This window comes from Pseudomonas sp. HS6-2 (assembly GCF_049325675.2).
In the GTDB taxonomy this organism is placed as follows: Bacteria; Pseudomonadota; Gammaproteobacteria; order Pseudomonadales; family Pseudomonadaceae; genus Aquipseudomonas; species Aquipseudomonas putida_N.
Map to the genome: position 1 here is coordinate 4,619,190 of NZ_CM143906.1, position 22,230 is coordinate 4,641,419.

25 protein-coding genes and 1 tRNA gene are annotated in these 22,230 nt (G+C 63.2%); 13 read left to right on the forward strand and 13 right to left on the reverse strand.

Annotated features, from left to right (window positions below):
- Nucleotides 1-5 precede the first annotated feature (5 nt).
- Complete coding sequence (locus ACOKS3_RS21600) at nucleotides 6-434, forward strand: organic hydroperoxide resistance protein (RefSeq protein ID WP_027596038.1); 429 nt, start codon at nucleotides 6-8, stop codon at nucleotides 432-434.
- A gap of 56 nt (nucleotides 435-490) precedes the next feature.
- Here ACOKS3_RS21600 and efp read toward each other — a convergent pair whose 3' ends face one another.
- Together efp and earP are read right to left on the reverse strand one after the other, a co-directional pair.
- Nucleotides 491-1,060, reverse strand: a complete 570-nt coding sequence (gene efp, locus ACOKS3_RS21605) for an elongation factor P (RefSeq protein ID WP_013971530.1) — start codon at nucleotides 1,058-1,060, stop codon at nucleotides 491-493.
- A gap of 48 nt (nucleotides 1,061-1,108) precedes the next feature.
- Nucleotides 1,109-2,242: an elongation factor P maturation arginine rhamnosyltransferase EarP gene (earP, locus tag ACOKS3_RS21610; protein WP_103449673.1), complete on the reverse strand. Its 1,134-nt coding sequence runs from the start codon at nucleotides 2,240-2,242 to the stop codon at nucleotides 1,109-1,111.
- A 131-nt stretch (nucleotides 2,243-2,373) separates the two neighbouring features.
- Here earP and ACOKS3_RS21615 point away from each other — a divergent pair, with 131 nt between their 5' ends.
- Both ACOKS3_RS21615 and ACOKS3_RS21620 read left to right on the forward strand, forming a co-directional pair.
- A complete protein-coding gene (locus tag ACOKS3_RS21615) occupies nucleotides 2,374-2,772 on the forward strand; it encodes a hypothetical protein (RefSeq protein ID WP_103449672.1) in 399 nt (132 codons plus the stop codon).
- 2 nt (nucleotides 2,773-2,774) lie between these two features.
- A complete protein-coding gene (locus tag ACOKS3_RS21620; protein WP_103449671.1) occupies nucleotides 2,775-3,245 on the forward strand; it encodes a GreA/GreB family elongation factor in 471 nt (156 codons plus the stop codon).
- On the opposite strand, the gene ACOKS3_RS21625 is transcribed toward ACOKS3_RS21620, so the two are convergent.
- Nucleotides 3,233-4,177: a LysR family transcriptional regulator gene (locus ACOKS3_RS21625; RefSeq protein ID WP_103449670.1), complete on the reverse strand. Its 945-nt coding sequence runs from the start codon at nucleotides 4,175-4,177 to the stop codon at nucleotides 3,233-3,235. The genes ACOKS3_RS21620 and ACOKS3_RS21625 overlap by 13 nt on opposite strands.
- Nucleotides 4,178-4,294: 117 nt before the next feature.
- Here ACOKS3_RS21625 and ACOKS3_RS21630 point away from each other — a divergent pair, with 117 nt between their 5' ends.
- From ACOKS3_RS21630 to ACOKS3_RS21645, 4 genes are all read left to right on the forward strand, one after another.
- Nucleotides 4,295-5,044: a 3-oxoacyl-ACP reductase family protein gene (locus ACOKS3_RS21630; protein ID WP_103449669.1), complete on the forward strand. Its 750-nt coding sequence runs from the start codon at nucleotides 4,295-4,297 to the stop codon at nucleotides 5,042-5,044.
- Between the two features lie 136 nt (nucleotides 5,045-5,180).
- Entirely contained in the window at nucleotides 5,181-6,362 is a 1,182-nt protein-coding gene (locus tag ACOKS3_RS21635; RefSeq protein WP_422763019.1) for an MFS transporter, read from the forward strand.
- A 119-nt stretch (nucleotides 6,363-6,481) separates the two neighbouring features.
- Nucleotides 6,482-6,862 carry a hypothetical protein gene (locus tag ACOKS3_RS21640; protein ID WP_103449667.1) on the forward strand — a complete coding sequence of 127 codons (381 nt, stop codon included), beginning with the start codon at nucleotides 6,482-6,484 and terminating at the stop codon, nucleotides 6,860-6,862.
- A 117-nt stretch (nucleotides 6,863-6,979) separates the two neighbouring features.
- Nucleotides 6,980-9,118, forward strand: coding sequence for a TonB-dependent siderophore receptor (locus ACOKS3_RS21645; RefSeq protein ID WP_422763018.1), 2,139 nt, complete (start codon nucleotides 6,980-6,982; stop codon nucleotides 9,116-9,118).
- A 172-nt stretch (nucleotides 9,119-9,290) separates the two neighbouring features.
- Here the strand turns inward: ACOKS3_RS21645 and ACOKS3_RS21650 are convergent.
- Nucleotides 9,291-9,380 (reverse strand) — tRNA-Ser (locus ACOKS3_RS21650).
- Between the two features lie 199 nt (nucleotides 9,381-9,579).
- On the opposite strand from ACOKS3_RS21650, the gene ACOKS3_RS21655 reads away from it, so the two are divergent.
- From ACOKS3_RS21655 to ACOKS3_RS21665, 3 genes are all read left to right on the forward strand, one after another.
- Nucleotides 9,580-10,269, forward strand: a complete 690-nt coding sequence (locus tag ACOKS3_RS21655) for a crotonase/enoyl-CoA hydratase family protein (RefSeq protein WP_103449665.1) — start codon at nucleotides 9,580-9,582, stop codon at nucleotides 10,267-10,269.
- Nucleotides 10,270-10,349: 80 nt separating this feature from the next.
- Nucleotides 10,350-11,069 (forward strand): lysophospholipid acyltransferase family protein, encoded by a 720-nt coding sequence (locus ACOKS3_RS21660; RefSeq protein ID WP_103449664.1) that lies wholly within the window; start codon nucleotides 10,350-10,352, stop codon nucleotides 11,067-11,069.
- Nucleotides 11,070-11,164: 95 nt separating this feature from the next.
- On the forward strand, nucleotides 11,165-12,136 hold the full coding sequence (locus ACOKS3_RS21665) for a magnesium and cobalt transport protein CorA (protein ID WP_103449663.1): 972 nt from the start codon (nucleotides 11,165-11,167) through the stop codon (nucleotides 12,134-12,136).
- A 58-nt stretch (nucleotides 12,137-12,194) separates the two neighbouring features.
- On the opposite strand, the gene ACOKS3_RS21670 is transcribed toward ACOKS3_RS21665, so the two are convergent.
- Entirely contained in the window at nucleotides 12,195-12,929 is a 735-nt protein-coding gene (locus ACOKS3_RS21670; protein ID WP_103449662.1) for an amidotransferase, read from the reverse strand.
- Nucleotides 12,930-13,408: 479 nt separating this feature from the next.
- On the opposite strand from ACOKS3_RS21670, the gene ACOKS3_RS21675 reads away from it, so the two are divergent.
- Nucleotides 13,409-14,209, forward strand: coding sequence for a c-type cytochrome (locus tag ACOKS3_RS21675; protein ID WP_103449661.1), 801 nt, complete (start codon nucleotides 13,409-13,411; stop codon nucleotides 14,207-14,209).
- A 51-nt stretch (nucleotides 14,210-14,260) separates the two neighbouring features.
- On the opposite strand, the gene ACOKS3_RS21680 is transcribed toward ACOKS3_RS21675, so the two are convergent.
- The 4 genes from ACOKS3_RS21680 to ACOKS3_RS21695 form a co-directional block, all read right to left on the reverse strand.
- Nucleotides 14,261-14,593 carry a ribonuclease E inhibitor RraB gene (locus tag ACOKS3_RS21680; RefSeq protein ID WP_060508850.1) on the reverse strand — a complete coding sequence of 111 codons (333 nt, stop codon included), beginning with the start codon at nucleotides 14,591-14,593 and terminating at the stop codon, nucleotides 14,261-14,263.
- A gap of 174 nt (nucleotides 14,594-14,767) precedes the next feature.
- Complete coding sequence (locus ACOKS3_RS21685) at nucleotides 14,768-15,004, reverse strand: hypothetical protein (protein ID WP_103449660.1); 237 nt, start codon at nucleotides 15,002-15,004, stop codon at nucleotides 14,768-14,770.
- Between the two features lie 127 nt (nucleotides 15,005-15,131).
- On the reverse strand, nucleotides 15,132-17,189 hold the full coding sequence (locus ACOKS3_RS21690) for an LTA synthase family protein (protein WP_103449659.1): 2,058 nt from the start codon (nucleotides 17,187-17,189) through the stop codon (nucleotides 15,132-15,134).
- Nucleotides 17,190-17,333: 144 nt separating this feature from the next.
- On the reverse strand, nucleotides 17,334-17,525 hold the full coding sequence (locus ACOKS3_RS21695; protein WP_027919512.1) for a PLDc N-terminal domain-containing protein: 192 nt from the start codon (nucleotides 17,523-17,525) through the stop codon (nucleotides 17,334-17,336).
- Between the two features lie 124 nt (nucleotides 17,526-17,649).
- Here ACOKS3_RS21695 and ACOKS3_RS21700 point away from each other — a divergent pair, with 124 nt between their 5' ends.
- Entirely contained in the window at nucleotides 17,650-18,588 is a 939-nt protein-coding gene (locus ACOKS3_RS21700) for a ZIP family metal transporter (protein ID WP_422763017.1), read from the forward strand.
- Between the two features lie 62 nt (nucleotides 18,589-18,650).
- Here the strand turns inward: ACOKS3_RS21700 and ACOKS3_RS21705 are convergent, their stop codons facing one another.
- Together ACOKS3_RS21705 and ACOKS3_RS21710 are read right to left on the reverse strand one after the other, a co-directional pair.
- Nucleotides 18,651-19,181, reverse strand: a complete 531-nt coding sequence (locus tag ACOKS3_RS21705) for a hypothetical protein (protein WP_103449657.1) — start codon at nucleotides 19,179-19,181, stop codon at nucleotides 18,651-18,653.
- 58 nt (nucleotides 19,182-19,239) lie between these two features.
- On the reverse strand, nucleotides 19,240-19,764 hold the full coding sequence (locus ACOKS3_RS21710) for an ankyrin repeat domain-containing protein (RefSeq protein ID WP_103449894.1): 525 nt from the start codon (nucleotides 19,762-19,764) through the stop codon (nucleotides 19,240-19,242).
- Nucleotides 19,765-20,031: 267 nt separating this feature from the next.
- Between ACOKS3_RS21710 and ACOKS3_RS21715 the strand changes: the two genes are divergently transcribed.
- The gene (locus ACOKS3_RS21715; protein WP_027596016.1) at nucleotides 20,032-20,304 is read left to right on the forward strand and encodes a DUF3509 domain-containing protein; all 273 of its coding nucleotides are present in this window, start codon (nucleotides 20,032-20,034) and stop codon (nucleotides 20,302-20,304) included.
- A 124-nt stretch (nucleotides 20,305-20,428) separates the two neighbouring features.
- Here the strand turns inward: ACOKS3_RS21715 and ACOKS3_RS21720 are convergent, their stop codons facing one another.
- The gene (locus tag ACOKS3_RS21720) at nucleotides 20,429-20,965 is read right to left on the reverse strand and encodes an oxidase (protein ID WP_422763016.1); all 537 of its coding nucleotides are present in this window, start codon (nucleotides 20,963-20,965) and stop codon (nucleotides 20,429-20,431) included.
- Complete coding sequence (locus ACOKS3_RS21725; RefSeq protein ID WP_103449655.1) at nucleotides 20,962-22,119, reverse strand: MFS transporter; 1,158 nt, start codon at nucleotides 22,117-22,119, stop codon at nucleotides 20,962-20,964. The genes ACOKS3_RS21720 and ACOKS3_RS21725 overlap by 4 nt, the downstream gene beginning before the upstream one ends.
- Nucleotides 22,120-22,230: the final 111 nt, after the last annotated feature.

A 22,230-nucleotide genomic window follows, 5' to 3' on the forward strand; every position in this document is an offset into this window, starting at 1 on the left:
TCAAGATGCAAAAGGTCACTCCGCTGTACATCGCAGAAGCCACCTCCACCGGCGGTCGCGACGGCAAATCCCGCTCCAGCGACGGCAAGCTGGAAGTCAAGCTGAGCACTCCCAAGGAACTCGGCGGCGCCGGTGGTGACGGCACCAACCCTGAACAGATGTTCGCCGCCGGCTACTCGGCCTGCTTCATCGGCGCCCTGAAGTTCGTGGCCGGCCAGGAGAAGAAAGCCCTGCCTGCGGATGCCTCGATCACCGCCAACGTCGGTATCGGCCAGATCCCTGGTGGTTTCGGTTTGGACATCGACCTGCACATCAACCTGCCAGGCCTAGCCCAGGCCGATGCCGAAGGGCTGGTGGAAAAGGCCCACAAGGTCTGCCCTTACTCCAACGCCACCCGCGGCAATGTGGATGTGCGCCTGCACGTGACCGTGTAAATCACAGGCACAAAAAAACCCGGCCAAGGCCGGGTTTTTGCGTTTCGCAAGAAGGATTACTTCTTGGAGCGGCCTTTGAAGCTGTTGTCGCGAGTGTCGATGTCGATCCACTCGTCGATCTGGATGAAGTCGGCAACCGAGATCTCGGTACCGTTCTTCAGCTTGGCAGGCTTCATGACCTTGCCCGAGGTGTCGCCGCGAGCAGCGTTCTCGGTGTAGACAACCTGACGGCTGATGGTGGTCGGCAGTTCAACCGATACCAGACGGCCTTCGAAGAACACGGCTTCGCAGACGTCTTCCATGCCTTCTTCGATGTACGGCAGAACGGCTTCGATGTCCTCGGCGTTCAGCTCATACATGGTGTAGTCGGTGGTGTCCATGAAGGTGTATTCGTCACCGTTGATGAACGACAGGGTCGCTTCTTTGCGATCCAGGATCACGTCGTCCAGCTTGTCGTCTGCACCGTAGACGGTTTCGGTCTTGTAGCCGGTCAGCAGGTTTTTCAGCTTGGTCTTCATGATCGCGCTGTTGCGACCCGACTTGGTGAACTCGGCTTTCTGAACCAGCCACGGGTCGTTGTCGATCCGCAGTACGGTACCGGGTTTCAGTTCTTTACCAGTTTTCATTACGAAGTATCCGAATCTGGATGGATTTATAAAAATCGAGGCCGCATATCATAGCCAATTTCGGTAAAACTGTACCAGCGCCTTGGCAAGGTCCGGCCGAGCGGCTTGACTCACGGCCCATTCAGCGGCGTGCTGTTGCAGTTCCGCCCAGTGTTTGCGGGCGCCTTGCCAGGCCGCGTGCATGTCGCGGTCCATGTTCCAGGCACGCCACAATGCCATCAGCGCCTCGCTGGCCTCGTCCGACAAGCCCTGTCGATAATGCGCGAGGAAGGCTTCGAGTTTTTCCCAGTGGGCATTTTCGTCCTGCACATAGATGTGCCACAGCATCGGCCGGCCAGCCCACTGGGCGCGCACGAACGAATCTTCCCCCCGCACCGCGTTGAAATCGCAGCTCCACAGCAAGCGGTCATAATCGTCCTGGCTGATGAACGGCAGGATCTGCACGGTCAACGTGCCGCGCTGGTGCACATCGCCCGGCTGCAACTGTTGCTCACCCAGCCAGGCGCCCAGGTCGCCGAGAATGCGCCCTTGCGGGACCAGCAGGTGAACCGGCTCGGCATCCTCGGCCAGCGCATCGAGCCAACCGCCCAGTTGGCCGTTTTCGTAAGCGAACAGCGACATCAGCAGTGCACCAGGCTGCACCTGCACGCCCAGGCCCTGGAGGAATGCCGCACGCGCTTCGGCCGACTGCTCGAAGGCTTGCCGGCGCGGCAGCAGGCTGGCCTCGCGCAATAGCCCGCCGGTCTTGTCGGTGAAGCCTGGGAAGAAGAACACCTTGCGCAGGCCATTGGGCTGGGGCGATGGCAAGCCATGGCAGCCTTCGACCCAGTCCTCGGCGCTGAGGTATTCGAGGTTCAGCCACAGCACCGGCGCCGTGCGCGCGCGCATCGCTTCTACGTACGCTGCCGGCAACTGGCAGGCAAAGGCCCCGATCACCACGTCGGCAGGCTCGACGGGCTGCCAGTCGGCAGGCCACAAGCGCACGTCGACATTTTGCTGCCATTGCTGTGCAGCACTGGCATCGGCACCCGGGCACAACGGCACGAAGGCATCCAGGTCGTCCACCCACAGGCGCACCGCCAGGTTGTGCTCGGCCACCAGCTGCCGAGCCAGGCGCCAGGTCACACCGATATCGCCATAGTTGTCGACGACGCTGCAGAAAATGTCCCAAGTGGTTTTCATGTGCCCTGCCTCGCCCTGCGCGAAAACCGCGAATTCTGCGGATAAATTGTCGTCGACAAAAGCACCACACGGAAAAAAGCGCCAGCGCCATGCGACAATGGCCCCTTCGCCCGCCCTGCCAGGAGGCCGCCATGCCCCGCCACCGTGAACTGAAGATCACCCTCAAACCGCTGCAACTGATTTTCTGCGTGGCCTTTGGCCTGTGGCTCGGCGCCGTGGCGATTGCCCTGAGCCTGTGGCTGGCCCTGCAACTGTGGCCAGAACAGGTTGAGCCCGTGGCCCAGGCTGTGGCACCGGCCTACAGCAAGCCGGCACCGACGACTGCACCCGCCCAGCCGGTGGACGCGCAAAGCGAGATGTTCGAGCGCTACAAGGACATCCTGCACAAGCAGGAAGTGCAGCAGGCCGCCGAGGCCGCCCAAGGCAACCCGCGCAACCTCAACAGCCCCAAGTGCCAGTTCTGGCTGTCGCAGAACCGCACCGCGCCTACCGACAAGAGCCAGGCCAACGTACTGGAGTTCTGCTACTGACCATGGACAAGGCCACCCTGCTCAAGCGTATCGTCGCGGCCCTGGAAACCGACATGGAGGTGTTGCGCCGTGCGGCCCAGACCGCCTACGAGGCGGCTACTGCCGAAGAGAACATCGCCGAGAACAAGTACGACACCCTGGGGCTGGAAGCGTCGTACCTGGCCACCGGGCAGGCGCGGCGCACAGCCGAGATTCGCCAGGCGCTGCTGACTTACCAGCAATTGCTGCTGCGCGAGTATGACCCGTCGCGAGGGGTACAGGTGAGCAATCTGGTGACGCTGGAAGATGAAGATGGCGGGCGGCGGTTGTTGTTTCTCGGGCCAGAGGCGGCCGGGTTGAAGATTGGCGAGGGGGATGACCTGGTTACCGTGATCACCCCGCGTTCGCCATTGGGACAGCAACTGGTGGGCAAGAAAGTCGATGACGAAATAAGTCTTGGCACCCAGGTATTCTACGTAATCTATGTTGCCTGACATGCCAAGGCATCGAAACGAGTCGCCAACCCTCGGCAGGCAAACTGCTCCACCACAAAGTCGATGAACGCCCGGGTCTTGCCCGGCAACAGCTTGTGCTCGGCGTAATACAAGCTGATATGCCCATCATCCACATACCAGTCCGGCAACACCCGCTGCAGCTGCCCGGCCTCCAGGTAGGGTACGGCAAACGGCAAGCTGACCAGGGCAATCCCCAACCCCTGCTGCGCTACTGCACACGCCGCATCTGAATCGCTCATGGTCATCGCCTGGCGCAACAGCAACGGCTGCTGTTCCTGCCAACGACTGGTCAAGGGCCAGGTGCGTACCCGCCCGGTCTGCGGGGAACGGATCAGAATCCCGTCGTGGCGCTGCAGCACCTCAGGGCTGTCGATAGCGGCATGCCGGTCCATGTACGCAGGCGCCGCCACCAGCACCCGATGCGCGGGGGTCAGCTTGCGCGCCACGACGCCCAACGGCAGCTCGAAACCACCGCCAATGGCCGCATCGAAGCCCTGACCGATCAGGTCTACCTGGCGGTTGTCGAAATGCCAGTCCGGGGTGATCGCCGGGTAGCGGCGCAGAAACTCACCCAGCAGCGGCAGCACGTACAGGCGGCCGAACACGGTGCCCATGCTCACCCGCAGCAACCCGGCCGGCTGACCCTCGGCGCTGGCCAGGTTGGCCACGGCGTACTGGATGGTGCGAAAGCTGTCGCTCACCTCGCCCAGAAATCGCTGCCCGGCCTCGGTCAAAGTCAGCTTTCGCGTACTACGCTGGAACAGCCGCACCCCGAGGCGCGCTTCCAGCTGGGCAACGTGCTTGCCCACTGCCGCCGGGGTGATGCTCAGGCGCCGGGCCGCTTCGGCGAAACTGCCCACCTCGGCGCTTCGAATGAAACACTCGAGGGCGTTGAAAGACTCCATGGCCATGATTGCCAACCAAAGGTTTACTCTGCTGATAGTGATTGCCATCTTATCAGCAGGTAATCATCGGTCGATACTGCGTCCATCCAAGGCATCCGGCCTTGCTTCCAGCAGGAGATCAGCATGTCCAAGAAACTTACCCTCGAAGGCAAAGTCGCCTTCGTCCAAGGCGGTTCGCGCGGTATCGGCGCAGCCATCGTGCGGCGCCTGGCCCACGAAGGCGCACACGTCGCCTTCACCTACGTCAGCTCCGCCGGCCCAGCCGAAGCGCTGGCCGACGAAATCAAGGCCGCTGGCGGCCAGGCCCTGGCCCTGCGCGCCGACAGTGCCGACGCCGCCGCCTTGCAGCTGGCGGTGGACGACGCCTTCAAGGCCTTCGGCCGCCTCGATATCCTGGTCAACAACGCCGGCGTACTGGCGGTTGCGCCGCTGGCCGAGTTCGACCTGGCGGACTTCGACCGCACCCTCGCGGTCAATGTGCGCAGCGTGTTCGTCGCCAGCCAGGCTGCTGCCCGGTATATGGGCCAAGGGGGGCGCATCATCAACATCGGCAGCACCAATGCCGAACGCATGCCGTTTGCCGGTGGCGCCCCGTATGCCATGAGCAAGTCAGCGCTGGTCGGCCTGACCAAGGGCATGGCCCGGGATCTGGGGCCGCAGGGGATTACCGTGAACAACGTGCAGCCAGGGCCGGTGGACACCGACATGAACCCGGCCAGTGGCGAGTTTGCCGAAAGCCTGATTCCGCTGATGGCCATCGGGCGGTACGGGCAGGCGGACGAGATTGCCAGCTTCGTGGCCTACCTCGCAGGGCCCGAGGCGGGTTACATCACTGGAGCCAGCTTGTTGGCCGATGGTGGGTTTGCGGCTTGAGGGTTGTATAAAGGCGGCAACGTGCACGGCTTGAATTTTATGCTGGTGCAAAGATCGAGCGCCGCGCGGGCGGCGCTCGATCTGACAGGCGCCACAAAATCACCGACGAACACCCCCAGCACCAAACGAGAATCTCATGAAATCCCCCTCCCTGAGCCGCGCCATGATCCTGCTGATGGCCACGGCCACCGGCCTTGCCGTGGCCAGCAACTACTATGCCCAACCGCTGCTGCACAGCATTGCGCAACAGTTTGGCCTGAGTACCGCCAGTGCCGGCAGCATCGTCATTGCCGCGCAACTGAGCTATGGCGCCGGCCTGTTGCTGCTGGCGCCGCTGGGCGATCTGTTCGAACAGCGCCGGCTGATCGTGGTGATGACGGCCATCTCCACCCTGGGCCTGGTCATCAGCGCCTGTGCCCCGAGCCTGCCCTGGTTGCTGCTCGGCACCTCGCTCACCGGCCTGTTCTCGGTGGTGGCGCAGATCCTCGTGCCGATGGCCGCCACCCTGAGCGAGCCGCATCAGCGCGGTCGCGCCGTGGGCACCTTGATGAGCGGGCTGCTGCTGGGCATCCTGCTGGCGCGTACCGCTGCCGGCTTCATGGCCGGGCTGGGCGGCTGGCGCAGCATCTATGTGCTGGCCGCCGTGCTGATGGCGCTCACGGCGTTGGCGCTGTACCGCAACCTGCCCGAACACAATAGCGATGCCGGCCTCAAGTACCCGGCGCTGATCGGCTCGGTGTTCCGCCTGTTCATCGAAGAGCCGGTGCTGCGCCTGCGCTCGCTGCTCGGCCTGCTGGCGTTCAGCCTCTTCGCACTGTTCTGGACACCGCTGGCATTCCTGCTGGCCAGCGGGCCGTACCACTACTCCGACGCGGCCATCGGCCTGTTCGGCCTGGCCGGAGCGGCCGGTGCGCTGGCGGCCAACTGGGCCGGGCGCCTGGCCGACCGCGGCAAAGGCTCGCTGGGCACCACGGTTGGCCTGGTGGCGCTGCTGTTGTCGTGGATCCCGCTGGGCTTTGCCGAAAGCTCGCTGCTGGCCTTGCTGGTGGGTGTGCTGGTCCTGGACCTGGCCGTGCAGCTGGTGCACGTGAGCAACCAGAATGCGGTGATCGCCCTGCGACCTGAAGCCCGTACGCGGCTGAATGCCGGGTACATCACCTGCTACTTCATCGGCGGTGCGCTAGGCTCGTTGCTGGGCACACAGCTGTTCCAGCGCCAAGGGTGGATGGGCATCGTGGTGGCAGGCCTGGTGATCGGCACTCTGGCCCTGGTGGTATGGGGCCTGGCGCAGCGCAAGGCCGCCGCACAGCTAGCCTGAAGGCATCACTGAGCGCGACAACCCACCGCATTACCCTCCGTCGCCTGGCCGTTGACTTGCCTGCCCAGGCGGCGCTCAGTAGGCGCTGGTCAAGGACCTTTCACTGACAGGATAAATCAATGACAAGACTCACGGTGCAATCCGGCGATTTCTTGCAAGGTGAAGGCGAGTTTCGCAATGGATCGCTCACACTCAAGACCCCGCGCAGCCCTTCACCCGGCGAGCGGATTTCCCTGGCCCGTATCGCTGACCTGCGCCTGGCCAGCCTGGAGTCCAGCCGTAGCCTGGGCACCGCCCTTGGCTGGGGCGTGGCCGGGGCGCTGGTGGCCGGCCCGGTGGGCCTGCTGGCCGGGCTCTGGCTGGGCGGCAAGGAGGAAGAAGCCACCTTCCTGGCCACCTTCAAGGATGGCCGCAAGCTGATGGCCATTACCGATGGCAAGACCTGGTCGAAGATCGACCACACCTGGCGCCAGCATCGCCGCCCGGCAACTGCTGACTGAGCCCCTGCAGGGCCTGGGCCTGCTAAGATAGCGGCTTTTTTTCTGTCTGTTCCGGCCCTTTCGCGGGTTTACCCGCGAAAGGGCCTGCGCGGTCTTCGCCCCAAGGACGCCCTCTGCATGTCTCTGCTTCGCCCTCACCTGCCCCTGAGCCTGCTCAGCCTGGGCCTGGCCCTGCACAGCCCTCATGGCCTGGCCGAAGACAGCCTGGAACTGGCCCCGGTGCAGGTGTCCGACACTTACGACGATGAAGGCTACCAGGCGCGCGAGGCCTCGGTCGGCGGCTTCCAGCCTGCACCCTTGCTCGACACCCCGGCCTCGGTCAGCGTGTTCAGCCAGCAACTGCTGGAAGACCGCCAGGTCCGCCTGCTCAGCGAAGTGCTGCAAAGTGACGCCTCGGTGGGCGAAAGCTATGCCCCGATCGGTTACTACGAAAACTTCAATGTGCGCGGCTTCGAGCTCAACGCCGCCAGCAGTTACCGCATCAACGGCCAGACCATCGCCGGCGAGCAGAACGTGGCACTGGAGAACAAGCAGCAAGTCGAGCTGCTCAAGGGCCTTTCCGGGCTGCAGAGCGGCGTGTCCGAGCCGGGCGGGCTGATCAACTACGTGACCAAGCGCGCCGCCGACGTGCGCAGCGTGACGGTTTCGACCAACGCCCAAGGCGAGCGCTACTTGGCCACCGACCTCGGCGGCTGGTTCGGCGGTGAGCGGCAGTTCGGCCTGCGCGCCAACCTCGCCCACGAGGACATCCGTTCCTACGTCGACCATGCCGACGGCAAGCGCGACTTTGCCTCGCTGGCCTTCGACTGGCAGATCAACCCCGACGCCACCTTGCAGCTCGATGCCGAGTACCAGCACCGCGAACAGCGGTCGGTGCCGGGCTATCAGTTGTTGGGCGGCAGCGAATTGCCCCATGGCATCGACCCGAGCGACCGCCTGGCCTACCAGCACTGGGCGAAGCCTGTGCAGAACGATTCGCTGAACCTGGGCGGGCGCTTCGAATACCGCTTCAACGAGGCCTGGACCAGCACCCTGAGTGCATCGCACAGCAAGGTGGTGATCGACGACTACAGTGCGTTCGCCTGGGGTAGCGAGGGCGGCAGGCAGTCGCACTTCAGCCCCGAAGGCGACTACGACATCTATGACTTCCGCAGCCCCGACGATACCCGCCGCACCGATGAAGCCCAAGCCATGCTCAATGGCCATTTCGACGCACTGGGTGTGCAGCACGACCTGACCGTGGGCAGCAGCGCCCAACGCCGCACGCTCGACCAGCGCCCCTATTACAACGAGCTGGTCGGCAGCGGCAACATCTATACCGGCGCGCCGGCCGTGGCGCCGTCGGACAAGCCGGTCGGTGCCAGCGAAAAGCGCCTGGACAGCCGCCAGTACGGCCTGTTCGTCAGCGACCGCATCAGTTTCAACGAGCAATGGCAGACCGTGCTGGGCGCCCGCGAAGTGCGCCTGGACGAAAAAACCTGGGACGAGAACGGCGTGGCCGGGCGCCATACCCGGCAATACCAGCTGCTGCCCAATGCCGCGTTGATCTACAAACCACGCCCCGACACCACGCTGTATGCCAGCTACGCCAAGGGGTTGTCGGCGGGCGGCACAGCACCCTGGTACGCCAGCAACGCGGCCGAGATACTCGCCCCTACCCTCTCCCACCAATTGGAGCTGGGCATCAAGCGTGACTGGCATGGCATGAGTTTCACCGCCGCGCTGTTCCAGATCCGCCAGGCCTACCAGTACGCACGCCCAGAAGGCGACGGCAGCTTCACCTATGTGCAGCACGGCCAGCAGAAGAACATCGGCCTGGAACTCGGCGCCAGCGGCTGGGCAACCTCCAATCTGCAGCTTCAGGCAAGCGCTGCGGCGATTCGCGCCCGGGTGCAGGACAGCGGCACCGATGCCTATGAGGGCCATCAGGCGATCAACGTGCCGCGACTGCGCGCGGCCCTGCATGCCGAGTACAGCCTGCCAGTACCCGGCCTGGCCTTGCTCGGCGGGGCGCGCTACAGCGCCAGCAAGTATGCGAGCCAGGCTGGCAACGTCGAGGTGGGTGGGTACGCCGTGTTCGATATCGGTAGCCGCTACCGCACACAGCTCGGTGGGTATGACACCGTGCTGCGGCTGACGGTGGATAACGTTTTCGACAAACGCTACTGGCGTGATGTGGGAGACTACCTGGGCGACAACTACCTGTTCCAGGGGGCGCCGCGGACGGCGCGGTTGTCGGCGTCTGTAAGCTTCTGACAGGCTCACACATAGCCTTGTAGGAGCGGGCTTGTCCCGCGAACGGGGGCGACGCGGTGGCTGGCACCGGCGTTGCCGGTGTTCGCGGGGCAAGCCCGCTCCTACAAGGGATCGCCAAGCGCAGAATGCAAAAAGCCCCCGAACTTTTCAGCTCGGGGGCTTTCGCAGAATGTGGCGGTGAAGAAGGGATTTGAACCCTTGATACGATTTCTCGTATACACACTTTCCAGGCGTGCTCCTTCGACCACTCGGACACTTCACCGTTTTCTCTTCAAGGCTTTCACCCCGTCGAGGCGCGCTAATTTAGTAGAAGAGCTTTTCTTTGGCAAGCATTTTTTTCAAATTTTTCATGTATTTGCATGGAGGGACCAATAAACGCTGACCGACCAGTCAGCCTTGCTGCTTTACCTGGCCTTCGGCGCTGGGTAACGTCAGCGCCACGCCCCCCAAAGGACCCTGCAATGAGCGAGCTGATTACCTACCACGCCGAAGACGGCATCGCCACCCTGACCCTGAACAACGGCAAGGTCAACGCCATCTCGCCGGACGTCATCGCGGCCTTCAATGCCGCCCTCGACCGCGCCACGCAGGAGCGTGCCGTGGTGATCATCACCGGCCAGCCGGGCATCCTCTCCGGGGGGTACGACCTCAAGGTGATGACCTCCGGCCCCAAAGAAGCCGTCGCCCTGGTTACCGCTGGCTCCACCCTGGCCCGCCGCCTGCTGTCGCACCCGTTCCCGGTAATCGTCGCCTGCCCCGGCCATGCCGTGGCCAAGGGTGCCTTCCTGCTGTTGTCGGCGGATTACCGCATCGGCGTCGAAGGCCCGTACAAGATCGGCCTGAACGAAGTGCAGATCGGCATGACCATGCACCACGCCGGCATCGAGCTGGCCCGCGACCGCCTGCGCCGCTCGGCCTTCCACCGCTCGGTGATCAATGCCGAGATGTTCGAGCCCAAGGATGCACTGGATGCCGGCTTCCTCGACAAGGTGGTGCCGGCCGAGCAGTTGCTTGAAGTCGCCCAAGGCGTTGCCCGCGAGCTGAAGAAGCTGAACATGCTGGCGCACAAGAACACCAAGCTGAAAGTGCGCAAGGGGCTGCTGGATACTCTGGACGAGGCGATTCTGCTCGATCAGGGCCACATGGGCTGATCGCACCGGCTCACACCAGGTTTGCCCCGGCCAGTGCACAGCCGTACACTGCGCCGCGACTGTCTGGTGTGAGTCGTACCATGCTTTATTCGCTTCGCATGCTCCTGCTGGGGCTGCACTTTTTGCTGGCGGGCGCCCTCGGCCTGCTGATCGGCCTGCTGCGCCCCTTCAACCGCGACAACAGCCGTCTCTTCGCCCGCCTCTACAGCGTGCCGGCCACCTGGCTGATGCGCATCAGGATCAAGGCCGAAGTCGGCCCACTGTGGGACCAGCCGCCCGGCTGCGTGATCGTGGCCAATCACCAGTCCAACTACGACCTGTTCATCCTCGGCCATGTCGTGCCGCAACGTACTGTCGCCATCGGCAAGAAGAGCCTCGGCTGGATTCCGCTGTTCGGCCAGCTGTTCTGGCTGGGCGGTAACGTGCTGATCGACCGCAAGAACGCCTACCAGGCGCGCAAGGCCATGCAGACCACCACGCGCATCCTGCGCGACGATACTTCGATATGGATCTTCCCGGAGGGCACGCGCAACCCCGAAGAACAGCTGCTGGCGTTCAAGAAAGGTGCGTTTCACATGGCCGTGGAAGCCGGTGTGCCGATCGTGCCGGTGTGCGTCAGCCGCTATGCCCGGCGCCTGAGCCTGAATAGCTGGCGGCGGCGAACCGTGATCATCCGTTCACTGCCACCGATCGCCACCAGCGGCCTCAGCCAGCAGGATGTGCCGGCATTGATCGAACAGTGCCGTACCCAGATGCAGCAATGTATCGACCTTATGGAAGGTGAACTGAAAAAGACCTAGTTTGCTTCATCGCGAGCAAGCTCGCTCCTACAGTTGCTCTACGGCCAACTACAGCCCAAGCTGTAACCCGTGTGCAACCGAACAAGTGGATAACCATGGGTCGAGTCGTGGCATCGGCGGTGTATGCCGCCGGCAGAAAGGTCACCAACATCAATATCGACGAAGGCAGCGAGTGGGCGCGCAAGCCGGGACACTTCGTGTGGATCGGCCTGGAAGAGCCCAACGCCGAGGAGCTAGCCAACCTGCAGTGCCAGTTCAATCTGCACGAACTGGCCATCGAGGATGCCCTGGAGAAGCACAGCCGGCCCAAGCTGGAAACCTTCGGCGACGCGCTGTTCATCGTCACCTACTCGCCGGTACGCCACGAAGGCAAGCTGGAGTTCATCGAAACCCACATCTTCGCCGGCAACGGCTACATCATCACCTGCCGCAACGGCCACTCGAAATCCTACGCCCTGGTGCGCCAGCGCTGCGAGGCGCGCCCGCTGCTGCTCGAACATGGCGAAGACTTCGTGCTGTATGCCCTGCTCGACTTCGTCACCGAGAACTACCAGCCGGTCAGCGAGGCCATTCATGGCGAGATCGAGGAGCTGGAACAGAGCGTGCTGAGCACCACACTGCAGGAGGAGGATATCCAGCGCCTGCACAGCCTGCGCCGCGACATCCTGCGCCTGCGCCGCTACGTGGCGCCAATGGTGGAAGTCAGCGAGGAACTGCAGCGCTTGAGCTTCCCGTTCATCGACAAGAACATGCGCCCGTACTTCCGTGACGTGCAGATCCACGTGACGCGGCAGATGGAGGACCTGGCCGGCATTCGCGACATCGCCAGCCAGACCATCGAGATCGGCATGCTGCTGGAATCGTCACGGCAGAGCATCGTGCAACGCAAGTTTGCCGCCTGGGCGGCGATCCTCGCCTTCCCCACGGCGATTGCCGGGATCTACGGGATGAACTTCCAGAACATGCCGGAGCTGGGGTGGCACTATGGCTACTTCGGGGTGCTGGGTGTGATCGTGCTGGGGTGTTCAGGGCTGTTCGCCAGCTTCAAGAAATCTGGCTGGCTTTGAGGGCCTCTTCGCGATCCGAGTTGCCCGAGAAAGGGCGCAAAGCGCCCCCGGCAATTGATCAGGCGGCGCTGTCGCTGGCCTTGGCCGGCTGCTGGATGAAACGCATCATCCATTCGCCCACCAGGTCGCCCTGGTGCTCGGTGGCCAAACTGGCAATGGCCTTGTGGTACACCTCGTCCCCCAGGTACTCCTGACGCGCATCGAGCAGTGCCCGGGAGTAGTCATGGACGAACTCCGGGTGGCCCTGGAAGCACAGCACCTGGTCACGGATGTGGTACGCCGCATTCGGGCAGAAGTCACTGGAGGCAATCACCGTGGCGCCTTCCGGCAGCTCGGTAACCTGGTCCTGATGGCTGATCAGCAAGGTCAGCTCGGAAACTTCCGGGTCCATCCACGGCGCATGCGCCGCCAGCGAGTAGCGGTGAACGCCCACGCCCCAGCCCTTCTCGGCGCGCTCGGCCTTGCCGCCCAGGGTCAGTGCCAGAAGTTGATGACCGAAGCACACGCCCAGCAGCTTCTCGCCACGCTCGTAGAGCTTGAGCAGGTAGGCCTTGAGCGTCTGGATCCAGGGATCGCTACCGAACGAATCGGCCTTGCTGCCTGTTACCAGGTAGGCATCGAAGCGTTCGCCGTCGGGCGGGTAGTCGCCGTTCATCACGTTGTACACACGAAACTCGGCTGCGATCGGCTGACGCGAGAAGAGCTGCTCGAACATCCTTCCGTAGCCCTGGTACTGCGCGGTCAACTCCGGTCGCAGGACATCGGTTTCAAGGATGCAGATGCGTAACGACATAGGGATAGTCCTGAACGACATGGGTGGAAATCTGTTGTAGAGACTGACGCGAAAGCCACGTACAAGCAAGTAGGCTGCACTGACGAACGGTCACATTTTGTCGGGGAACTGCAGGTGGCTACGCGGCTGTCTAGGCAGAGCTACCCAGCGCTATGGCCACTGGCCTCATAGCCAATCGAAATTCTCGATCAAGCTGCTTAGAACAAAGGGTTCTCAATAATGGTTAACGTTCGCCCTTCGGGTGGTTTATATCCACATACATGAGGCAAGCAGACCCGACAAGGAAGCCACCGGGTATTCAGGAATAACAACAAAAAGGCGGTCCGCCATGTTCAGACAATCGAAACTTCGCCAAGCCGGGCTCATTCTCTTCGCCACGACTTTGCTGCTGATTCTTCCCAACCTCACGCGGTTGTTCGGCTGACAGCGCCAATGCTGCGCTTGGGTTAATCTTCCGGCTTTCTGCTCGGAGACTGCCCATGCGCTACTGCCCTGCCCTGCTAGCCCTGTTGTTGAGCCTGCCGCTGTCGGCGGCGCAGTTGCACCTGGAGCTGGGTGACAGTGCCCGGCAGTGGTCCAGCGAAGACCTGTTGACGCACCCTCTGGCCCGCGACATCGACATCGATCAAGACGTTTCCTACAAGCGGCCCATGCATTATCGCGCCGTGCCCGTGGCAGCGCTGCTGCAAGGGGTCAAGGCCGATGACCATCTGCAGGCCGTGGCGCTGGACGGCTTTGCCGCAGAAATGCCGGCCGGGCCATTACTGCAGGAGGGCCCGGCACGCGCCTGGCTGGCGGTCGAAGACCCGGCCAGGCCATGGCCAGCGCTGGGCGATGGCAAGCCGAGTGCCGGGCCGTTCTACCTGGTGTGGACCAAGCCGCAGGCGAGTGGCATTCGCCCAGAGCAATGGCCCTTCCAGGTCACCACGATCCGCCGCTTGGCGCCGGTCGAACATCGTTTTCCGGCGCTGCTGCCCGACCCAAAGCTGCCGGCCACTGACCCGGTACGCCAAGGCTTTGCCCTGTTCCAGCAGAACTGCCTGGCCTGCCATCGGCTCAATGGTGCAGGGGATGCGCAGTTCGGGCCGGACCTGAATGTGCCGCACAACCCGACCGAGTACTTCAGGCCTGAGTACCTGCGCATGTACATTCGTGACCCACAAAGCTTGCGGCAATGGCCGCAGGCCCGGATGCCGGGGTTTGCCGAGAGCGTGTTGAGTGAGCAGGAGCTGGATGAACTGCTGGCTTATCTAGGGCATATGGCCGGACGCCGGCCCTGAAATCGGGGGCTTCTTCGCGGGCGTGCCCGCGAAGAAGGCAACATAACCATTTCAGGCAATCAGCCTTTCCTGCTTGACGCCCCACCCTTCGACTTCGCCGCCATAGGGTGAAACGACCTGCTCGAAGGCTTCCTCAAAATCACCAATCCCGCCGTAAGTGGCGTACATGACCTTGCTCAGTTCCAGATGCCACGCGCCATCGTCCAGTTCACGCACCTGAGCATTCAACGATTCGCCACGAAACTGCCCGGCTGCCCGTCGTGCGCCGGCTTCATCTGGAAAGACCGCGTAGAACTCGATGGGGTGGATGCGGGTGAAGTCGAAACCGCCAGCTTTCATCTGGCGCAGGACATTGCTGCTGATATCGTCGTTCAGGCTGCTCATGAATCGTCCTCCCGAATAAAGCAATGGATAGACTTTCCGTGCACTACGCACCTGCCGGCACTGCCGACAGATCGAGCTGATGCAAGACGCGAGTTGAATGGATGCAGGGCCGCAGAAAAGGCCGGCACCTCCCACCAGCGTAGTGCCTGCGCAGGCACCACGCCAACCGTTGATTCAGAGCGCTTCGTGGATGCTGGTGATGATCACGCCGTTCTGCTCCTTGAGCCAGCGTGCCGTAGGGGATGGGGCGCGGTCCTGGAAGTCGTTGAGGTCCAGCTCATCCATGACCGGAAACAGATGCGAACGGATGGCGCGGGCCGCTTCCTCCTCGCTGGGGCACTGTTCACCGTGCAGCAGCAAGGTAGTTGGCTCGCCTTTCTGGTCGGCAAAGATGACTTCCCACTCTTTCATTGAATTGCCCTCTCAATCAAAGAACACCCGGTGTGTGACACCTGTTAATGCAGACCTTGGGCCTGGGGATTCGTTCCTGCAACAGAAAAGGGCCGCAATGCGGCCCTTTCTGTTTGCTACATGATGCTTATTTCTTTGGCGTAGCGTGAACAACACCGGCGGTGTTGTCCAGCAAGCTCTTGGTCGCGGTCTGGATGAAGGCCTCGAGCTGCTGCAGCATCTGCGGCTGCTCAGGGCTTTCGATCAGTTCGGCCTTGAACTCGCTACCCAGCTGGTAGCGGTACATGCGCGGGCTCATGTCCTTGGACTCGATGAGCAGGTGGTCGCCCTTGACCAAGCCGACGATCTGCTCGCTGCCCGACGGCTTGATCATGCCGATGCCCGGGTCGCCCTCAGGCAGGTTGAGCAGGTCGCGGCCCCAGCACTGGTGACGGGTCTCGCCACCCAGGCGGCCCATGATGGTCGGCACGATGTCGACCTGGGTACCCACCGTGTGGTTGACCGCACCGAACTTCTCCTGGATGCCCGGCGCGATCAGCAGCAGCGGCACGTTGAAGCGGCCCAGGTCCAGCTCGGTGACCTGCTGCTGGTTGCCGAAGCCGTGGTCGCCGACGATCACGAACAGGGTGTCCTTGAAGTACGGCTCTTTACGCGCCTTCTCGAAGAACTGGCCCAGCGCCCAGTCGGAGTAGCGCATGGCAGTCAGGTGCTCGTCCAGGCGACCTTGCCCGGTGACCTTCTCGACCGGCAGGTTGCTCGGCAGCGCGTAAGGCGTGTGGTTGGACAGGGTCTGCAGCAGCGCGTAGATCGGCTTCTTCTGGTCGTGCTTGGCCAGTTCCTCGTTGCCGCGGTCGAACATGTCCTGGTCGGACACGCCCCAGGTCGGGTCGGAGAACACCGGGTTGACGAAGTCGTTACGGCCAATGAACGTGGTCATGCCCTGATTGCCGAAGAACCCGGACTGGTTGTCCCAGGCGAAGTCGCCGTTGTAGACGTAGACGTCATCGTAGTCACGGGCACTGAGCAGCGCCGGCAGGCCCGACAGCTTGTGGCCACCCTCAGGGGTCTGCATCAGGTATTCGAAGCCTGGCAGGTTGGGGAAGCAAGCCATGGTGGCGAACATGCCCTGGTGGGTATGGGTGCCGTTGGAGAAGAAGCGGTCGAACAGCAGGCCTTCTTTGGCCAGCTTGTCGAAGTACGGGGTGATGTTGTTCGGGCTGCCCAGGGCGCCTACCGAGTGACCGGCGAAGCTTTCCATGAGGATCACCACGACGTTCTTGATCGGCAGGGTGCGGTCAGCCGGCGGCACGAAATCGCGGCGTACGGCGGCCTCGTCGGCGTCGACCAGGGTGTCGTTGGCAGTCAGCAGCTGCTTGCGCACGGTCTCGGTGGCCAGCTCCTGCTTCAGCACCGGCTTCCAGATATTGGCGCGGTCTTCGCCGAAGCGGCTCTTGGCAGCGTCGATCAGGGTCAGGGTGCCGTTCAGGCCCAACTGGTTGACGAAGTTGGAGTCGGTGGTGAAAGCATCACCCCAACGCATCGGCGGGCCTTGGCGCAGGGTGCCACGGGCGGCGACCACCGCCACCAGCAGAATCACCATGAACACTGCCACGCGGGCGTACCATGGCGCCACGCGCTGTTCGCCGGTACCCCGGGTCAGGCGGTCGATGCCCTTGAACAGAAGGCTCAGCAGCCAGGTGCCAAAGGCCCAGGCCAGCAGATAGCGAACCACCGGGAAGCCGTACCAGAGCATGCTCAGCACGGTCTTCGGGTCTTCCTTGATGTACTGGAAGACCAGGCCGTTGAGACGCTGGTGGAACTCACGGTAGAAGTCCATCTCCATCAGGCCGAGGAACATCACCACGCTCGAGGCGACGGTCAGCCAGAAGCGGAACAGCCCGCGCCGGGCCATGAGCCAGGGGCTCAACATTGCCAGCAGCAGCGGAATGCTCAGGTACACCACCACCCGCAGGTCGAAGCGCAACCCGTTGAAGAAGCCTTCGGCGACGGTCGAGTAAGGGGTGTCGCCGATCATGTCGCTGTTGTAGACCAGCAGCGCCAGGCGCACCAGGCTGAGCATCAACATGATCACCAGGCCGCTGAGCAGCGTATAGGCCAAGTGCGATTTCAAGGTCGGCGTGAACGCTCGCGCGCCCTGTTGCCTCAAGGCATCCGTGTTAGCCATGAATGGGAAGGTCCTAGGATTGCGGTTTGCGGAGATGGCGTTGGGGCTGGCCCAACGCAAGCATTATGCGGGAGCGGATTCTGTTTAATCCAATGTGAAAATTTTGTCACGTTACTATTGCTGATTTTGTCTGGGACGCGGCTTTCATATACGGACATTACCCCGCGGCCCGGCAATCGCCCAGATCACCAGGCCGATCACTGGCAACAGGGCAATCAGCAGAATCCACAGCACCTTGATCCCCACTTCGCTGCCGCTCTTGATCACATTGAGGATTGCCCAGATGTCCAGGGCGAGGATGATCAGGCCGACCAGGCCATTGAATGTAGAGCCCATTGCCACGTTCTCCTTGAAAGGCTGTTGCTGAGCATAGTCCTCTATCGGGGCCATAAAAGGGAATCCTTGGCCAGCCGCGCAGGTCACTGCATAAACTGCAAGCATTCATGGATTCGAGGTTCGTATGCCCCCCGCCCACAGCCAAAGCGCCACTCCACCCTCCTTGCTGAATGCCTGGCGCCAGCAAGTAATCAGCACCCCATGGCTCAGCGCGGGCCTGGGCGTGAGCCTGCTGGCGGTGATCGCGCTGCTGGCGGCCAGCTTCTGGAACGCCATCAGCGGCGACCACGCCGATAACCTGCACCTGGCCGCCCTCGGCGGGCTTTCCGGTTTTGCCGCCACCGCCCTGGGCGCGGTTCTGGCGGTGGTGCTGCGCGATGTCAGCGCGCGCAGCCAGGATGTGATGCTCGGCTTTGCCGCCGGCATGATGCTCGCTGCCAGTTCGTTCTCGCTGATCCTGCCTGGCCTGGATGCCGCCCGGGCGATCACTGGCAACGGCCCGGCGGCGGCGTTCACCGTGGTGCTGGGCATGGGCCTGGGTGTGCTGCTGATGCTCGGCCTCGACCGCTTCACCCCGCACGAGCATGAAAGCACTGGCCCCTGCGGCCCGGAGGCCGAGCGGCTGAGCCGGGTGTGGCTGTTCGTGCTGGCGATCACCCTGCACAACCTGCCCGAAGGCATGGCGATCGGGGTGAGCTTCGCCAATGGCGACATGAACATCGGCCTGCCGCTGACCAGCGCCATCGCCATCCAGGACATTCCTGAGGGGCTGGCCGTGGCCCTGGCCTTGCGCGCGACCGGGCTGTCGAACCTGAAAGCTGCGCTGGTGGCGATTGGTTCGGGGCTGATGGAACCCCTTGGCGCGGTGATCGGCCTGGGCATTTCCACCGGGTTCGCCCTGGCCTACCCGATCAGCATGGGGCTGGCGGCGGGGGCGATGATCTTCGTGGTGTCCCACGAGGTGATTCCCGAGACCCACCGTAACGGGCATCAGACGTCGGCGACCCTGGGGTTGATGGGCGGGTTTGCGGTGATGATGTTTCTGGATACCGCATTGAGCTGAGGCTGCTGGATGCCTGTGCCGACCTCTTCGCGGGTAAACCCGTGAAGAGGCAGACGGTGTATTCAGACGTGAACAGCGACCTTCAAGGCCTCCAGCGCCGGCTCCACCTTGATCCCCACTTCTGCCCCCAGCTCCAGCACCCGCGCCAGGTCCTGCTGGCCAACCATCACCATCTGCAGTTCGTCATCCAGTAGCTGGCTGAAGTTGAGCAGCACATAACCGCCCGCCTCCTTGTTCAACGCGCCCATCTGCACCTGGATGCGGTTGAGTGCGGTCAGCGGCTCGGTGCGCGCCAGCTGCTTGGCCTTGAGGGTGAACGGCACGCTCTGGTCAAACGAATCGCTGATGTGCTGGAACAGCTCCTGATAACTGTCGGCCTGGAACACCACAGTGTCGGGCAGGCTGCCGAGCACGACCCATTCGCCCAACGGGATCGGGAAGCTGTCGTCGTAGTTGATGTCCGGGTTGGCGGCGAGGAAAGCAGCGGGGTCGGCGTAGGCCTGGGCGGCCTCGTCGGCGATGCGCTCGATTTCCTCATCACGCATGCAGCCGGCGCCGATGAGGCTGATGAATTCGAGCAACTGGTTTTTCATGAGGGGGCCTGCGACGGGTGAAAAGGCGCCAAGGATAGCCGCAAATGCCCCCGGGCAGTTAGCCGGCCAGCGCTTGCAGGCGTGCAGCGGCGTCCACCGCGCCCATGGTCTGCGCCGCCATCAGCGCAGTGGCGCCACGGGCGTCCTGGCGCGCCGGGTCGGCACCCTCGGCCAGCAGGTAGTCGAGAATCTCGCTGCGATTGAACATCGCCGCCAGCATCAGCGCGGTACGTCCGTCCTGCGCGGCAGCATCCACCGGGACGCCGCTTTCCAGCAGCAGGCGGATCATCGCCAGATCGCCCTTGAAGGCCGCACCGGCGATTGGCAACTGGCCGTTGTCGTTGGCGATCAGCGGGTCGGCGCCGTGGGCCAACAGCACCCGCACCGCTTCATGCTGGCCGTGGTAACTGGCCAGCATCAGCAAGGTATCGCCCTTGTGATTGCGCAAGTTGGCCGGCAAGCCGCTGGCAAGCAGGCGGCCGAGCATCTCGGCGTCGCCCTGGCGGGCTCGCTCGAAGACCTGCTCGGCAAAAGCGGCGGTTTCGTCTTCGGTCATGGCAGTAGCGGTGGGTTGAGCGGACATCGGGAACCTCCTGGCATAAATGATTGCCCAAGTTTTTGTCAGGCATGCCATTGCGGTCAAAGGTTCAGATTCTATGGGGCCGATAGGTAAAGCCTGAGCCGTGCAAAATGCACTGTGCAAAATGCACGACCTTGCAGACTGCACGATGCCACTTGTGAAACCACCCCATAAAGCCCTGTATTTACTGGACTTTCCCCGTCTCCACGTTCTGGCACGGTCACTGCAAAGATCAACTCACGTCTGCCCACCCAACAGTCAGGAGTTGATATGGACCTTATCCAGGAAAAATTCGTCTCGGTGTTCTCGGCCTACCAGGTCGCCACCCAGCCCCGCCCTGATGGTGGCGTGCTGCTGACCCTGCGCGCCGCCGATGGCAAGGTCACCCGTCGCGTGCTGACCTACGGCCAGCTGCACAGTGCCGAGCAGTTGTCCTGGGCGATCAGTGCCATTCGCCGTGACCTGGCCGAGCAGGCCAGCGAACTGCCGGTGATTTCCATGCTGCAGAGTCAGCAGCGGTTTGCGCTGCCGACTTACCGCTGAGGTTTGTCTGTACCGGCCCTATCGCGAGATTTGCTCGCTTCTGCAGGGGTATCGCATTGCCCATAGGGATGGCGGGGTACCTTTGTAGGAGCGAGCGCAGCTCGCGACAGGGCCCGGTCAGACACTAAAGCTCATCGAACCCAAGAAACGCCCGAGCAGCCGCATCCCCAGTAAACCTTAGCTGCACACCCTGCTCACTGGCAAACAGGCGCAACGCCAGGCAGAACGGATTGTCCCCCAGCTCCACCCAGCGCCGCGTCCCTGCCGGCAGCATCAGCTGGTCACCCTTCTCGCACAACACCGCATACACGTATTCGCCCAGGCGAAGACCAATTTGTGCGCGGCCCGTCACCACGGCGAACACCTCGTCGCTGTCGTGCACATGCTCGTCACGCACATCAACCTGCGTCGGGTCGACGCCATCACGGTTGAGCAGCGTGAACGCCGCGCAGCCCTGGGCCGTCATCAGTTGGTCGAGGTACCCGCGGCAGGCGTCGAGCACATCAGCCTGGCTGCTGCCCGGGCGCACGCGCAGCTCCAGCGGGCTATGGCTGAAGCACACGCCCTGCTCGGCCAGAGTCGCGGCGATGTCGTCGTGGTGGGTCAGCACCTTGTTCGGCAAGTCCGGGCTGGACGGGTGGAAAACACAGAGGATGCTCATCGGCTGCTGGTCCTGGTCGATTTCGAACGAGTGGCAATGATAACGGCTGCCGCCAACGCTGCGGCGCTGGCCATACCAAAGGTGAAGGTCGGCCCCAGCATTTTCCAGCTGTAGCCCGAATACAAGGCGCCCAACGCACCGCCGGTACCCGACAGCGCCGCATACAGCGCCTGGCCCTGGCCTTGCTGGCGGGCACCGAAACTGGCCTGGACGAAGGCGATGGAGGCGGCGTGGAAGCAACCGAAGGTGGCCGCGTGCAGCAGCTGGGCGAAGATCAGCACGGCCGGCTCATCCGCCAGGTTGCCCAGCAGCAGCCAGCGCAGCGCCGCCAGCAGGAAGCTGACCAGCAGCACCCGCTGCACGCTGAAGCGGGCAAACAGGCGGCTCATGACCATGAACATCAGCACCTCGGCCACTACCCCCAGCGCCCACAGCAAGCCGATGGCACCACGGCTGTAGCCCAGGTGTTCGAGGTGCAGGGTGAGGAAGGTGTAGTACGGGCCGTGGCTGAGCTGCATCAGCGCCACGCAGATATAGAAAGCGATCACCCCTGGCGCTGTCAGCTGGCGCAGGAAGCCGCCCGCCGCCGGGCGCTCGCCCTGCTCCACTGGCTGGGCGTTGGGCACCCACAGGCTGGCGGCGACGATGCCGGCCATGATGGTCACCAGGGCCACCGGGTAAATGTCCAGGCTCAGCCATTCGAACAGCCGGCCCAGGCCGACCACGGTGAGGATGAAGCCGATCGAACCCCACAGGCGCACCTGGCTGTAGCGCGAGGTCTGCCCATGCAGGTGGGCCAGGGTGATGACTTCGAACTGCGGCAGCACTGCGTGCCAGAAGAACGCATGCAGCGCCATGACCAGCGCCAGCCAGGCGTAGCTCTTGCCGAAGAAGATCAGCGAGAAGGTGGCCAGGGTCGACAGGGCGCCAAGGCGTACGATCAGCAGGCGCTGGCCACTGCGATCACCGAGCCAGCCCCACAGGTTGGGGGCGATGCAGCGCATCAGCATGGGGATGGCCACCAGCTCACCGATGCGAGCCGGGGAGAACCCCAGGTGGTCGAAGTACAAGGCCAGGAACGGCGCGGTAGAGCCCAGCAGGGCGAAGTAGCACAGGTAGAAGCTGGACAGGCGCCAGTAGGGGATCGGGGGCATGGAGTGGGCCTTGTGTGAGCCTGTACCGGCCTCTTCGCGGGGCAAGCCCGCTCCTACAGGATCACCGCAAATTCGACATTGTGCGGTCTATGTAGGAGCGGGCTTGTCCCG